We start from the raw sequence: 13,978 nt of genomic DNA on the forward strand, positions 1-13,978 counted from the left end.
TCATTCGGGACCGGCACGGCCAAGTAGCACCGGTAACAACCCCCGCATATGGACACCATCACACCGTTGAACCTCGTCGTGGACAATGTCACTGAAATGGTTCGCATCTTCTCTGACGTCGCGATGGGCGCGGGAGCCGCGCCGCTTTTGATTCTGGTCGGCGCGCTCCTCGTCGCCTTCTCGATGGGTGTCTTCGGCATTCTCACCCTCGGTGCCGTCGGAAGCCTCTTTACCTCGAACTGACCGTTCGATCCGTTTTCGGCCTCAGGCTTCGGTCGCGCGAGCGAACGCCTCGCTCGCTCGTGATATCGCGCCCTCGAGATCCGGCCCCAGCGGCGAGCCCACGACGATCCCATCGACGTGGGCAAGCGCTGCCTCGAACCGTGCCGCGACGGTCTCAGTCGTCCCGGCGATACAGAAGGCGTCGATCATCTCGGGCGTGACGCGACCGAAAGCCTCGGGGAGTTCCCCTCGCTCGAGCGCCGCGCTTACCGCACTCGCCGCCTCCCGGTCGATGTCGTGGCGCTCGAGGACCGGCTCGGCGGCCCCGCCGACGATGAAGGCGACGGGCGGCCGCGCCGCCGCTCGGGCGTCGCTCTCGTCGCCGGCCACGCTGACGCTCGCGAAGGCCAGCGACTCGAACGCGCCGTCCGCGTCGGGTCGCTCGGCCAGTCCCTGCTCGATCTGGCCCGCGGCCCACTCGAGGTCCCGCGGATGGGCGGCGTTTATCAGCACGCCGTCGGCGTGTTTCGCGCTCATCCGAAGCATGTGTGGCCCCTGCGCGCCGACGTAGGCCGGTATTTCCGAAACCGGCTCGAGGTTCAGCGCCGCGTCCCGCGCGGTGAACGTTCCCTCGTGGGTGACCGTCTCGCCGGCCCAGAGGTCCCGAGCGAGGTCGAACGTCTCGAGGACGCGCCGAAGCGGGCTGTCGCGCTCGATCCCGAGATTCGAGAGGGACGAGCGGTCGCCGGCACCGACGCCGAAGACGCCGCGGCCGTCGCTGAGTTCGTCGATCGTCGCCGTCTGCGCCGCGAGTTTCACGGGATGGGTTTCGTAGGGGTTGACGATGCCCGGCCCCAACTGGATCCCCTCGGTGGCCTCGGCCATCCGCGACAACACGACGAACGGGTCGCGATTGAAGTAGTGGCTGCTCGCGAACGCGACGTCGAACCCTTCGTCTTCGGCGAGGGCGGCCAGATCGGCCACCCGGTCGGGCGGATGCTCGGGCGTGAGTTCGATGCCGAGGGTGGCGTCTCCCGCCGCCCGCTTCTCGCTCGTCATCCGTCGACCCTCCACGTTCGTAGTGCCTGCCGAACCAGATCGTCGTCGACCGAGCGGAACAGTTCGTCGCTGCCCTCGTGAGTACCGAAGTCCCAGTCCCGGACGACGACGGCGGGCGTCCCGCCGTCGCCCTCGCCGGTCACGAGGTTCGCGGCGGCGGCGAGTTCGTCGACGACCGACTGGACGGTGACGCCGAGTTCGTGGCCGTCGCGGTCGCGTTCGCCGCGCCAGTCCCGACTCGCGGGCATGCCCGCCCACCCGATCGCAACGCCGGTCTGTCCGTGCCGGAACGGCCGTCCACAGGTGTCGGTCACGACCACCGCGACGTCTTCGAGCCCGCGCTCGGCGAGCCCCGACCGAATCCGTTCGGCGCTCTCCGTCGGCCGCTTTGGCAGCAACAGGAGGTCGTGATCGGGCACGTTCGAGCGGTCGATCCCCGCGTTCGGGCAAATGTGCCCGAACCGCGTCTCCGCCAGCAGGAACGGACAGTCGATCAGCAGTTCCGAACTCTCCTCGATGATCGCCTGCGCGAACCGTGGGTCCTTCTCCTCGCCTGCAACCGACTCGAGTCGGTCGGCGATCTCCCGTGCCCGTCCGCTGACGGGGTAATCCTTGAGATCCGCCGTCCGGCCCTCGGCCTTCGAGACGATCGTACTCGCGACCGTGAGTACGTCGCCGGGCTCGAGGGTGGCCCGATCCGCGACGAGGGCGGCGATGTCGTCGCCGGGGCGGATTTCGGGCAGGTCCGCCACACCATTGAGTTCCATACCGGTGGGTGGGGAAGCGGCGTCAAAAGGGCACCGTCACCGGAGACTTCGGCCAGTGGCGGTGGGTCGGTCGACCGGGTTCGGGCTCCGACCGCGTCCGATTACAGCGGCTCTCGATCGCGATCGAACAGCGCCCCTGGCCCGTCGAGCGCGTCCTCGAGCCCGGCCGCTCCACAGGCGTCCCACAGCGTCGCGCCGTTGCTCGTGATCACCGGGACCCCGAGTCGCGACTCGAGGTCGTCGACCACGGCCAGCGACCGGTAGTTCGTACAGGAGACGAAGACGGCGTCGATGTCGTCGCCGTCGACCGCCTCGAGTACCTGCCGGGCGGCGTCGTCGGGGGTCAGCGCGCCGATGGCCGTATTCGCAGCGAGCCCGCGGCCGTCGATCGACGCGACGTCGATGCCCGCGTCCTCGAGGAACGCCCGCTCCCGGTCGTCGAGTTCCGTGGTGTACGGCGTCGCGACCGCGATCCGCTTGGCCTCGAGGGCCTCGAGCGCGCGGACGACCGACCGAGCGGTCGCGACCGCGGGGACGCCGGCCGCCTCCTGCAGTCGGGCCTCGAGTTCGATGTCGAACCCGGGGCCATGCAGGAGGCTCCCGGTCGTACAGGCGTAGGCGACCGCGTCGACGTCGGCGTGGCCGAGGAGTTCGGCGGCCCGCGCCGCGTCGTCGCTCATCGCGTCGAGTTCGTCGACGGTGACCGACTCGAGGGCCATCCGCGCGCCGTGGACGGTGATCCCGTCGGGGAGGAACGCCCGGAACTCCGGTTCGGCCGTCGTGTTCGACGAGGGGACGATCAGCCCAAGTCGGCCGCCGCGGTCGGCATCGGCGTCAGTCATCGGCCCCACCGTTGCCGCGATCGTCCGGATCGCCGTGCCCGCCGCCGCCGGGAGTCCGCACCGTGACGGTCGTCCCGGCGTCGACGTCGACGGTGGTCTTTGCGGGGGCCGGCTCGCCATCGAGCAGGTTCTCGCCGGTCGCACCGTTTTCGCCGCCGGCGACACCCTTGGGCGCGTGGCGGCGGCGCTCGGTCAGCAGCGACACCGTCGCCGGTTCCTCGACGGTCACCGTTCGCTCGAGGCCGAGACCGCCGCGATGGCGGCCGCGGCCGCCGCTGCCGTCCCGGAGCGCGTAGCGGTCGACCCGCAGCGGGTACTCGGTCTCGAGGGATTCGACGGGCGTATTGAGCGTGTTGGTCATCCCGACCTGGACGCCGTCCATGCCGTCGCGGTCCGCACGCGCGCCGAAGCCGCCGCCGATGGTCTCGTAGTAGGTAAAGGAGCCGTCCCGCGCGCCGATAGTCAGATTGTTCATCGTCCCCTGTCCCTGTGCCGGCACGCGGTCGGGCGCGGCCCCGGCGAGCGCGGTAAAGACCACGTCGGTGACCCGTTGACTGGTCTCGACGTTGCCGCCGACCACGGCGGCGGGGGGGTTCGGATTCAACAGCGTCCCCTCGGGTGCGCGGACGCGTACCGGCTCGTAACAGCCGTGGTTCGGCGGAATCTCGGGATCGGTGATACAGCGAACGACGAAGTAGACGGCGCTCGTCGCGACCGCAAGCGGCGCGTTGAGGTTCCCCGCGACCTGCGCGGCGGTGCCGGCGAAGTCCACGTCGATCGTCTCGCCGTCGACCGTCACCTGCACCGCGATTTCGATATCCGCGTCGGTGACGCCGTCACCCTCGAGGACGTCCGTCGCCTCGTAGACCCCGTCGGGCAGCGTCGCGATCTCCTCGGCGATCCGCTCGCGGGAGTAGTCGATTACGGCGTCGAACCCGGAGAGGACGGTCTCGCGACCGTGTTCGTCGAACAGATCGGCGAGGCGTTCCTCGGCGCGTTCGTTCGCCGCCTGCTGTGCGCGGAGATCGGCCCGCCGCTCGTCGGGGTTGCGAACGTTGGCGAGGACGAGCGAGCGGACGTCCTCCCGAAGATCACCGCCGTCGACGAGTCGGGTCGGTGGGAGTCGCAGCCCTTCCTGATAGATCTCCTGTGCGCCGGCGGGCATGCTCCCGGGAGTCATGCCGCCGACGTCGGCGTGGTGGGCTCGAGACACCGCGTATCCGACGATCTCCCCATCGCCGGGTTCGTCCTCGGGACCGCCTCGACCGGGTGCGATCGGCGAGACCATCGTCACGTCCGGGAGGTGCGTGCCGCCGGTGAAGGGGTCGTTGAGCAGGAACACGTCGCCCGGCTTCGGATCGTGCTCGCGGACCGCGTCGACAGCCGCGGGCATCGCACCGAGGTGGACCGGGATGTGTTCGGCCTGTGCGATCATCCGCCCCGCGGCGTCGAACAGCGCCGTCGAGCAGTCCCGCCGCTCCTTGATGTTCGGCGAGTACGCGCCGCGGATCAGGGTCTGTCCCATCTCCTCGGCGATGCTCTCGAGTTGGTTGCGCAGTACTTCCAGGGTCACTGGATCGATGCCGTCGGCCGTCTCCGCGGTTCCGGTCGGTGTCATCGTTCGTCACCCTCCGTTCGCGTCATCACGAGCGTGCCGTCCGCCAGAATCCGCCCCTTCCAACTCGGCGGCACGACGGTCGTGCTCTCGGCTTGCTCGAGGATCGCCGGCCCCGTGACGGACGCGCCCGCCGGAAGCCGATCCCGGTCGTAGACGGCCGCGTCCCCCGCGCCGCTGCCGGGGAAGTGTGCCTCGCGGGTCCCGATTCGTGCGTCGCCGGCCCCCTCGTGGCGGATGGCCGGCTCCGATCCGGGGACGGTCGCCGTCGCGCGGAGATTGACGATCTCGATCGATTCGTCCATCGCGTAGCCGTAGGTCCGCTCGTGGGCGTCGTGGAAGCGATCGGCGACCGCCGCCGCGTCGAACTCGTCACCGACGGCGACGGTCAACTCGAAGCTCTGGCCCGCGTACCGGCAGTCGGCCGCGCGCTCGACCCGCGCCGCGTCCGGATCGGACGCGTCCGCGAGCACGTCGGCCACGAGGTCGTCGTAGACGGCTTCGAGGTCGGCGGGAGCCGCTCCCTCGAGTCCCACGCCGACCGTCCGAACGGCGTCGTAGCTCTCGTCGGCCGCGAGCAGCCCGAACGCGGAGAGGACCCCGCCCGGCCGCGGGACGACGACCCGGTCGACCGACAGCGAGTCGGCCAGCGCCGCGGCGTGCATCGGGCCCGCACCGCCGAAGGCCACGAGCGCGAACGCGCGGGGGTCGTGCCCGCGCTCGACGGTAACCGACCGGATCGTCCGCGTCATCGTCGCGTTCGCGACGCGGTAGACTCCGCGGGCCGCTTCGAGCGCGCCGTCCAGTCCAGCCTCGTCGGCCAGTCGCTCGAGCGCCTCGCGGGCCGCCTCGACGTCGAGGGTCATCTCACCACCCAGCGCCGTTTCGGGGCCGATGTAGCCAAGCACGACGTTGGCGTCGGTGACCGTCGGCCGCGTTCCGCCGCGACCGTAGCAGGCGGGGCCGGGGTCCGCACCTGACGACTCCGGCCCGACCCGGAGCGCGCCGCCCGAATCGACCCACGCGATCGAGCCCCCACCCGCGCCGACCGTGTTCACGTCGACCATCGGCGTCCGGATCGGCAGGCCGTCGATCTCCGCGTCGGTCGTCCGTTCGGCCCGGCCGTCCCGGACGAGACTCACGTCGCTCGAGGTGCCGCCCATGTCGAAGGTGACCAGGCCCTCGACGTCGGCGTCGTCGACGGTCGCCGCGGCACCGACGACACCCGCCGCGGGCCCCGACAGCGTCGTCGTCACGGCGTGGTCCCGCACCGTCTCGGGATCGGCGATCCCGCCGTTTGCCTGCATGATCCGCGGGGCCGGTATCCCGGCGTCGTCGGCTTCGTCGACCAACTGGCCGACGTAGCGGTCGATCGCCGGGCGGACGTAGGCGTCGACGGCGGTCGTCGAGGTCCGCTCGAACTCGCGGAACTCCGCGAGGACCTCGTAGGAGGCGGAGACGGGAACCGCGAGCTCCTCGCGCAGCGTCTCGGCGACGACGCGCTCGTTTTCCGGGTCGGCGTAGGAATGGAGGAGACAGACCGCGACCGCCTCGACGTCGCGCTCGCGCAGCGTCGCCGCCAGGTCACGGACCTCGTCCTCGTCGACCGGGCGCTCGACGCCCTCGGTCGTCGTCCGCTCGTCGACCTCGAACCGTCGGTCTCGAGGCACCAGCGGTTCGGGTTTCTCGGCCTCGAGATCGTACAGATCGGGTCGGTCCTGTCGGCCGATCTCGAGGACGTCCCGGAACCCTTCGGTCGTCACGAGCGCCGTCGTCGCGCCGCCGCGCTCGAGGAGGGCGTTGACCGAGACGGTCATCGCGTGGGCGAAGCCGTCGATCTCGCCCGGCGAAATGCCGGCGTCGTCGCAGGCCTTCTCGATTCCCTCGAGGACGCCGACGTGCTGGGGATCAGTCGAGGGGACCTTCGCGGTGACCAGTCGGTCGTCGATCGAGAGCGCCACGTCGGTGAACGTGCCGCCGACGTCGACGCCGATTCGCGTCTCGCCGCCGTCTCGAGTCGATTCGGTTGCCATTGCGTCTGCGTTTACGTCGCGTGCGTTTGAACCTGTCATTCGAAGTTATACGAGGAGGACATCGTAGAGCGTTCGCAGGCCGATACCGACCACGACAAGCGTGACGATCCCGCCGAGCACGTTCTGGAGTGTGGTGTTCGTGTGCTCGCCGAGCAGGTCGCGGTTGTTCATCGCGTAGATGAGGAAGACCGCCAGGATCGGCAACAGGAGACCGTTGGCCACCTGCGCGAAGACGATCACCTGTACGGGATTGTAGTCGAGCGCCGAGAAGACGATGCCGACGCCGAGGATCGTCATCCAGATCGCTCGGAACCGAGTCGAGGTCAGGTCCCGCTCCCAGCCCAGTGCGCCGGCGGTGGCGTAGGCACCGGCCAGCGGCGCGCTCATGGCGCTCGTGAAACCGGCCGCGAAGAGACCGATCGCGAAGAACGTGAGGGCGTAGCCCCCGAAGACCGGCTCGAGCTGGTCGGCCATTTCGCCGACGTTGTCGATCTCGGTCCCCGCGGGGAACACTGCGGCGGCCGTGACGACGATCGCCGTCGTGATGATCCCGCCGACGACGACCATCCCGATCGTGTCCGCGCGACACTCGGCGAGGTCCTCGGGGCCGTCCCACCGCTCTTGGACGGTGCTCGCGTGGAGGAACAGGTTGTAGCCGACGACGGTCGTCCCGACGAGGCCGGCGATGAGGTACGCCGACCCGTCGGGAACGGTCGGGACGAGTCCGCCGGCCAGCGAGCCGAGATCGGGTCGGACCATGAGCGCGTTGAGCAGGAACGCCGTTCCCATGATGCCGACGAGGCCGACGAAGACCCGTTCGATCAGTTTGTAGTTCCCCGTCCACAGCAGTCCGGCGGCGACGAGACCGATGACCGGTCCCCAGACGTTTTCGCTGACCCCGGTGATCGTCGACAGGCCGGCAGCGCCGCCGACGATGTTGCCCGTCTGGAACGCCGCCGTCCCGATACCGATCGCGCTCACGACGAGCGCGACGGTGATCGCCTGCGGAACCGGATTATCGAACTCGTCGCGAAACGCCTCACCCAGTCCCTCCTGCGTGATCAATCCCAGCCGCGCGCTCATCTCCTGGAGGACGATGGTCGCCAGGATCGAGAACGCGATGGTCCACACGAGCAGATACGCGTACTCGGCACCGATCACGCTCGCGGTCGTTACCGTTCCCGGACCGATGAACGCCGCTGCGACGAGCGCGCCCGGTCCGATCGCCTTCAGTCGGTCAATCATACCCATGATGTGTACTCACATATGCCACTCCCTGACGGCACTAAAAGCGTTGTTAAGACACGAACATACGGCTGATTCCACGGCTCGAAACGCGACGATATCCCATGTGAAATCGTATGAAACAGTATGAACATCACGGTTCGGCTGCTTTCCGCCGGCCGCGTTCAGTCCGTCTCGTCGGTCCTCGAGCGACGGTCGCTTCGAGCGCCCGCTACTCGGCCGGCCGTTCGGTGACGATTACTTTCGAGACGCCGCCGTCGAGTTCGATCTCCGCCGGTAACTCGACGGTGCTGCGTTCGATGAACCGGGTCATAAACCAGCGAACGGCCTCCGATGGGAAGACGAGGTGGTAGACCCCTTTGCCTTCCTCGCGGACGTCGAGGAACCCACAGAAGGCGAGCCACTCGAGGAGGTCGCCGACCTCGTCGAACCGGGCTCCGTACTCCCGAGCGTGATAGTCGGCGACGCGGTCGGCCGCCTCGACGAACTCCGGATCGGGATCACCGCCGGCATAACAGTACTCGAGGAAGGCGTGCAGGAAGTCGATGTCGAGCAGGACGTGCTCTCCCGAGGAAAGCATCCGGTAGTATCGCTCGAGGTTCTCGCTCGGCCGCTCGTTTGCTGCTTCGAAGTTCGCCGCGTAGAATGTGAGTGCGTGGCGGACGACCGTACTCTGTCCGTTGCCCGTCTCGGCGACCAGCGTCTCGAGCGCCGTCGCCGAGTCGTCGTCGAGCGATACCGTTACGCGCTGTGTCATGATTTGACGGGGGTTCCCGAGACGGGTATAGTTCACGCACTCGGGCAGGGACGTGGCCGATCGCCGTTGAGGAGCTTACTCGGTACGCAGGTCGACAGTCAGCGTCCCGTCAGCGACGGTCGCGACGTACATCGTCGCGCGGTCGGCCGGAGCCGCGCCGGTCGCGCTCCCGGGGTTGAGTACCCGGATTCCCGTGACAGTCGTGTCGACGACATCGTGGATGTGGCCCCCGACGGCGACCGGCTCGTCGGCGGCCGCTTCGGAGCGAGCGGTCTCCGCGACCCGCTCGTGCCATCCCGTCGGCGAGCCGGTCCCGTGGGTCACAACGAACGTCACGCCGCCCGCCTCGAGCGTTGCGGTGTGTGGAACGTCGATCGTCGGGGGATCCGTGTTGCCGCGGACGGCGGTCAGCGCCCCGTTCGCCAGCGCATTGATCCGATCGTGGGCTCGCCGCGAGTCGAAATCCCCCGCGTGGATCGTCCGGTCGGCCGCTCGGAGTTCCTCAACGACCCAGTCGGGAAGGTCGCGTTCCCGGGACGGAACGTGCGTATCGGCGATGATCGCGATCCGTTGCATGGGCAAGCGTACGGCGACCAGTCCCGAAAGCGATTCCCTGCGAGCGGTCGTGGCCTCGCGTATGAGTGACTCACCGACGGCTCACGACGAGGCGAGCGCGAGCCACGTCGTCACCGCGTTCCTCCGCACCCGCGGCGAGGTACTGCTGTTGCGCCGCAGCGATGCGGTTGGCACCTACAAAGGCCAGTGGGGCGGGGTTTCCGGCTTTGCGGAAGGCCAACCGGACGAGCAGGTTCACGCCGAGATACGCGAAGAAACCGGTCTCGAGGCCGCCAGCGTCTCGCTGGTCCGTGCCGGGCGGCCGGTCGAATTCGTGGACCCGGCCCTCGAGCGCGAGTGGATCGTCCACCCGTACCTCTTCGACTGTGAGACCCGCGAAATCGAACTGAGCGAGGAACACGACGCCGCCGAGTGGGTCGCCCCGACCGAACTCCTCGAGTCGGTCGGGACCGACCGCGAGACGGTGCCCGAACTGTGGACCGCCTACGACCGCGTCGCCCCGACCGTCCGCTCGATCGCGGCCGACGATGACCACGGGGCGGCGTCCCTCTCCATGCGCGCGCTCGAAGTGTTGCGCGATCGGGCGGGGGTGATCGTCGACGACCGATCCGACTCCGAAGCCGATCCGGCGGTGGAGTGGGACGAACTCACCGCCCTCGCGGATCGGCTGCTCGAGGTCCGGCCGTCGATGGCCGTCCTCCGGAACCGGGTCAACCGGACGATGGCCGACGCCGACGGTCGGGACCGAGCGGCCGGTGCGCGGGCCGTCCTCGAGTCGGCGCTGTCGAACATCGACCGCGCGCTGTCCGCCGACGCCGACGCCGCGGCGACCGCGAGTGACCGCCTCGACGGCACCGTCGCGACCCTCTCGCGTTCGGGCACCGTGCTCGAGGCGCTCGAGACGGCCGAGCCGTCGCGCGTGTTCGTCGCCGAGTCGCGACCCGCGTGCGAGGGAGTCACCGTCGCGGAACGCCTGGCCGAGACGACCGCTAGCACCGTAACGGTCCACACCGACGCGGCGGCCGCGCACGTGCTTGCACGCGACGCCATCAACCGAGTGGTGGTCGGCGCGGACACCGTCCGTCCCGACGGCTCCGTCGTGAACAAGGCGGGGACGCGAGCGCTCGCTATCGCCGCCGACCGCGAGGGGATTCCGGTGTCCGTCGTCGCGGCGACGGACAAGGTCTCGACCCGGGAGGACGTGAACCTCGAGTCCGGCGCACGGTCCGCGGTGTACGACGGCGACGCGCCGATCGACGTGCTGAACCCGATCTTCGACGTGACGCCCGCCGACTGCATCGACGAAATCGTGACCGAACGGGGCGCACTCGACCCCGACGACATCGCGGCCATCGCCGAGGAGGTCCGCGACCTCGAGACGTGGCGGTCGCCGTGAGGTCCGGGTCGCGCCGTCGCCGTCGGCCGCTCACTCCGGTGCTGTGGTCGCGAGAAAGCCGACGGCGACGGTGCCGACGTTGACGAGCGACTCGACCAGGAGACGGAGCGTGCCGAGCCAGGGAACCCTGACCACCGCTTTGCCCACGATCCAGTCCGGCCGGACGACGGTCGTTTTCGGCCTCCAGTCGAGTTGATCGTAGCGTACTGAACCCATGCACATGAACGCATTCGTATCAATGGGGTTGAACGTGTACCTATCCGCCGCGCGTTCGTCCGTGGACGACGAGATCGGCGGCCGGTTCGTGGGGTTTTTGCGTGAGTCACACATACCGTATCACGGTGGCGATGACGAGAGTTACCCCCGCTTAGCCCCGTGTGATGAACTCTTTCACCGAGCCACCGTCGTTTTCCATCCGGAGCCGCGCCGCCCTGCAGCCGCCGCGTTGCTCCGTCCCTCGATGCGACGGGACCGCCGCGGCCGCGATCACCGACGCGGAGTCGCCGTTCTCGATCGGCCCCGAGCCACGGACCCCGAGTTCGGTTCGGACGGGCAAACGTTCACTTCCGGTTCGTGCGTACCGACGCCCATGGGTCTCAAACTCGAGCGACTCGGCATCCACGAGTCAGTCGAACCGGTCTTTCCACCGGCGGAGCTTGCCGACTATCTCGCCGCCCTGCCGGTCGAGATAGCGGTCGTCGACGACGACATGCCATCCTGCGACGCGATCGTCACCCTCGAACACCGCGAGGCCTTCCTCGAGGTGGACTGGGTACACTCGATCCAGGCGGGCGTCGATCGGTTCCCGTTCGACGAGTTCGAGGCGAACGACGTGATCCTCACGAACAGCACGGGTATTCACGACACCACCGTCGGCGAGACGATCGCGGGGTATCTCCTCATGTTCGCCCGGCGCTTGCACGACCACGTCGCGAACCAGCAGGAGGGCCGGTGGGAGCGCCCCGACTGGGACGAGGCCTTCACATTGTCCGGCTCGACGGCCTGCGTCGTCGGCACCGGCACGCTCGGACGCGGCGTCGCGGAGACCCTCGGCGGCCTCGGCCTCAACCTGCGGGGCGTCCGTCGCTCCGACGAGCCGGTCCCCGGATTCGACGAGATTTACACGACCGACCGGCTACGCGAGGCGATTTCCGACGCCGAGTTCGTGATCGTTACCGTGCCCCTGACCGACGCGACTCGCCACCTCTTCGACGCGGACACGTTCGACGCCATGCGCGACGACGCCTACTTCGTGAACGTCGCCCGTGGCTCGGTCGTCGACGAACCGGCGCTGATCGATGCGCTCGAAACCGACACCCTCGCGGGGGCGGCGCTGGACGTTTTCGAGACGGAACCCCTCCCCGAGGACTCGCCGCTGTGGGGGATGGACGAGGTAATCATCTCGCCCCACTGCGCCGCGTACACGCGGGACTACGTCCGGGACACCGGCGATATCGTTCGGGAGAACGTCGACCGACTCGAGGTCGGGGAGGCGTTTCACAACCGCGTCGTCTGACCGTGATGTCGACTCGAGGTCGAGTCCACGTCCGGGCCGCAACCCCGGCGGACGCCGAAGCGATCGCCGACGTGCACACGGCGTCGGTCCGGGGAACGCATCGGTCTCGGCTTGCTCGAACTCAAGTCGTACGGGTACGGTGGCGATTCGACCGGCAGGACCGGGGTCGTTTATATCGATCCCGGCCACGCTCGCGGGGAATCAGTTTTTCCATTTTCGAAGCACTCGAGACCACCACTCGTGACAGGACCCTCGAGAACGAACTGGACGATTGATGTTACCGTCCTTGGAATCAATGGTGTTCAGGCACTGTCTAGTTGAGTCAGTTTGAGAAGTGAGCAGGACGTAACGATGAGTTCGTTGATGTTCGAAAACCCCCTCAATGAGGATATAGAGTTAGAAAAATTGTATGTGTTTACCCCCAGAAATCGCAGGAGGACAGTAGGTTCAAAATCGGGGAATTCAATTAGAAATCCGTAAAATTCGACCGCCNGAGAGATATATAAATCAAATAGAGGGTGCTGTTTTCAGCCGTCTCAGTGGCTCAGCCAGGAACTCTATGGGGGTAAACACATGCGAAAAATTTAAACAGATCGTCGCGCTCCTGCTCGTGGAGGTGGCTCCGAACGGCCTCGTGCAGGGGCTCGAGTTGCCCCCGTTTGGCACTGATGGGTGCGATCGTGTCCTGCCACTGCTTCCACGGAGGATAGAGACCGAGGCGGTCACAGAGGGCGTCCAGCCGTTCGTCCTCGTCGTCGACCTTGTCCATCTTGTTGACGGCCACGACCGTCGGCACGTCGAGGTCCCGAAGGAAGTGAAACATCTCGACGTCGTAGGGAATCTCGTCGGGACCGGAGTGGCGGTCGATGATGTCGATGACGCTCTTGCCGTCGACGACGAGGACGGCGACGAGGACGTTGTCGGCGTACTCCTCGAGGTAGTGGACGATCTCGGTTTTGATCTCCTCACGGAGGTCCTCGTCGACGCCGCTCATGAAGCCGAAGCCGGGGAGGTCGGTGATGACGAAGTCTTCCGGGGCCCAATCGTAGTGGTTTGGCGAGCGAGTGACGCCGGGTTTGCCGCCGGTATCGAAGCTGTGGCCGGTCAATTCACGCATGAGCGTGGATTTCCCCACGTTCGAGCGGCCGACGAGCGCCACTTCGGCGTCTCGGTTGGGCCGCGTATCGAACTCGATCATAGACGGTGTACGGCCGACCGACGTTTATACGCATTGTAACGGGAGTCGGCCGTCGGCGGACGGGCGCTCGAGATGGCCCGCCGATCTGGCCGGAGAGAATCAGTGTTAGACGTTCGTCACTACGAACAGTCCGAGACCATCCAATCGATTAGGTATCTGCTTGGACCACAGCATTTCTTGTTACCTCTGTGTCTAAGAGATTGGGCACCGGATAAAAACAACAGTGGGGAATTGATTGGTGATGTCGAACTTGACAGCATTAGCTTCGGCGCGGATGGTTCCGGTCCTTATGGCGAAGTATCTATTTCCCCAAGTTCAACAAAAGTAGCTAAGCAGTACGACGAAACAAACTTTGCAGATGATGGTCCTGTTAAAACGGTCTATGATATCTCTGGTGCCGATGATGAAGTTAAACAGCAACTGGGGAACTCTGCTGCATTCGTTACAAGCCCAGATGCGAGAAAAATTTGTTCGGCAAGAGTAATTGTTCTATGGCCGCAAGTAGCTCGGCTAACTATCCCTATAGTGAGACTCTTTTGGACAATATCCATCGGTCGAATTTGCACAATTAACTATCTATAGACTTTATAAAATATATTATATTTGGAATTAAATTGTGTGAACCATCATAACTATATATTGATTGGGCTTTAGAATGCCAGTATGAGTTTACCCCGAAGTCTCGACAGCCGGCACAGCGTGATCCCGTGAGAGCATCTCATTGTTGTTGACGACTCGACGAAGTTCTTCGT

15 protein-coding genes are annotated in these 13,978 nt (G+C 66.8%); 4 read left to right on the forward strand and 11 right to left on the reverse strand.

What is annotated here, in order from left to right; all coding sequences use genetic code 11:
- Nucleotides 1-48: 48 nt before the first annotated feature.
- On the forward strand, nucleotides 49-243 hold the full coding sequence (locus C487_RS00470) for a hypothetical protein (RefSeq protein ID WP_006183683.1): 195 nt from the start codon (nucleotides 49-51) through the stop codon (nucleotides 241-243).
- 21 nt (nucleotides 244-264) lie between these two features.
- Here C487_RS00470 and C487_RS00475 read toward each other — a convergent pair whose 3' ends face one another.
- The 8 genes from C487_RS00475 to C487_RS00510 all read right to left on the reverse strand — a co-directional run bounded on the left by C487_RS00475 (nucleotide 265) and on the right by C487_RS00510 (nucleotide 9,116).
- The gene (locus tag C487_RS00475; protein WP_006183684.1) at nucleotides 265-1,281 is read right to left on the reverse strand and encodes a 5,10-methylenetetrahydromethanopterin reductase; all 1,017 of its coding nucleotides are present in this window, start codon (nucleotides 1,279-1,281) and stop codon (nucleotides 265-267) included.
- Entirely contained in the window at nucleotides 1,278-2,048 is a 771-nt protein-coding gene (locus C487_RS00480; RefSeq protein ID WP_006183685.1) for a coenzyme F420-0:L-glutamate ligase, read from the reverse strand. Before C487_RS00480 ends, C487_RS00475 begins: the two co-directional genes overlap by 4 nt.
- A 101-nt stretch (nucleotides 2,049-2,149) precedes the next feature.
- Nucleotides 2,150-2,890: a maleate cis-trans isomerase family protein gene (locus C487_RS00485; protein ID WP_006183686.1), complete on the reverse strand. Its 741-nt coding sequence runs from the start codon at nucleotides 2,888-2,890 to the stop codon at nucleotides 2,150-2,152.
- Complete coding sequence (locus tag C487_RS00490) at nucleotides 2,883-4,508, reverse strand: hydantoinase B/oxoprolinase family protein (protein ID WP_006183687.1); 1,626 nt, start codon at nucleotides 4,506-4,508, stop codon at nucleotides 2,883-2,885. Before C487_RS00490 ends, C487_RS00485 begins: the two co-directional genes overlap by 8 nt.
- Nucleotides 4,505-6,538: a hydantoinase/oxoprolinase family protein gene (locus tag C487_RS00495; protein ID WP_006183688.1), complete on the reverse strand. Its 2,034-nt coding sequence runs from the start codon at nucleotides 6,536-6,538 to the stop codon at nucleotides 4,505-4,507. The genes C487_RS00490 and C487_RS00495 overlap by 4 nt, the downstream gene beginning before the upstream one ends.
- A 45-nt stretch (nucleotides 6,539-6,583) precedes the next feature.
- Nucleotides 6,584-7,789, reverse strand: coding sequence for an Nramp family divalent metal transporter (locus tag C487_RS00500; protein WP_049907748.1), 1,206 nt, complete (start codon nucleotides 7,787-7,789; stop codon nucleotides 6,584-6,586).
- Nucleotides 7,790-7,994: 205 nt separating this feature from the next.
- Complete coding sequence (locus tag C487_RS00505; RefSeq protein ID WP_006183690.1) at nucleotides 7,995-8,540, reverse strand: ribbon-helix-helix protein, CopG family; 546 nt, start codon at nucleotides 8,538-8,540, stop codon at nucleotides 7,995-7,997.
- 75 nt (nucleotides 8,541-8,615) lie between these two features.
- A complete protein-coding gene (locus C487_RS00510; RefSeq protein WP_006183691.1) occupies nucleotides 8,616-9,116 on the reverse strand; it encodes a metallophosphoesterase family protein in 501 nt (166 codons plus the stop codon).
- Between C487_RS00510 and C487_RS00515 the strand changes: the two genes are divergently transcribed.
- Entirely contained in the window at nucleotides 9,115-10,512 is a 1,398-nt protein-coding gene (locus C487_RS00515; RefSeq protein WP_006183692.1) for an NUDIX domain-containing protein, read from the forward strand. The two genes, C487_RS00510 and C487_RS00515, sit on opposite strands and share 2 nt — an antisense overlap.
- 30 nt (nucleotides 10,513-10,542) lie before the next feature.
- Here C487_RS00515 and C487_RS00520 read toward each other — a convergent pair whose 3' ends face one another.
- Both C487_RS00520 and C487_RS00525 read right to left on the reverse strand, forming a co-directional pair.
- The gene (locus C487_RS00520) at nucleotides 10,543-10,728 is read right to left on the reverse strand and encodes a hypothetical protein (RefSeq protein ID WP_006183693.1); all 186 of its coding nucleotides are present in this window, start codon (nucleotides 10,726-10,728) and stop codon (nucleotides 10,543-10,545) included.
- 151 nt (nucleotides 10,729-10,879) lie between these two features.
- Nucleotides 10,880-11,068, reverse strand: coding sequence for a hypothetical protein (locus C487_RS00525; RefSeq protein ID WP_006183694.1), 189 nt, complete (start codon nucleotides 11,066-11,068; stop codon nucleotides 10,880-10,882).
- A 33-nt stretch (nucleotides 11,069-11,101) separates the two neighbouring features.
- Between C487_RS00525 and ddh the strand changes: the two genes are divergently transcribed.
- The gene (gene ddh / locus C487_RS00530; protein WP_006183695.1) at nucleotides 11,102-12,028 is read left to right on the forward strand and encodes a D-2-hydroxyacid dehydrogenase; all 927 of its coding nucleotides are present in this window, start codon (nucleotides 11,102-11,104) and stop codon (nucleotides 12,026-12,028) included.
- Between the two features lie 544 nt (nucleotides 12,029-12,572).
- On the opposite strand, the gene engB is transcribed toward ddh, so the two are convergent.
- Nucleotides 12,573-13,226, reverse strand: a complete 654-nt coding sequence (gene engB / locus C487_RS00535) for a GTP-binding protein EngB (protein WP_006183696.1) — start codon at nucleotides 13,224-13,226, stop codon at nucleotides 12,573-12,575.
- A gap of 102 nt (nucleotides 13,227-13,328) precedes the next feature.
- On the opposite strand from engB, the gene C487_RS19980 reads away from it, so the two are divergent.
- Nucleotides 13,329-13,808, forward strand: a complete 480-nt coding sequence (locus tag C487_RS19980) for a hypothetical protein (RefSeq protein ID WP_152422450.1) — start codon at nucleotides 13,329-13,331, stop codon at nucleotides 13,806-13,808.
- Nucleotides 13,809-13,978 lie beyond the last annotated feature (170 nt).

Origin of the sequence: Natrinema pallidum DSM 3751 (assembly GCF_000337615.1) — an archaeon.
Classification (GTDB): Archaea; Halobacteriota; Halobacteria; order Halobacteriales; family Natrialbaceae; genus Natrinema; species Natrinema pallidum.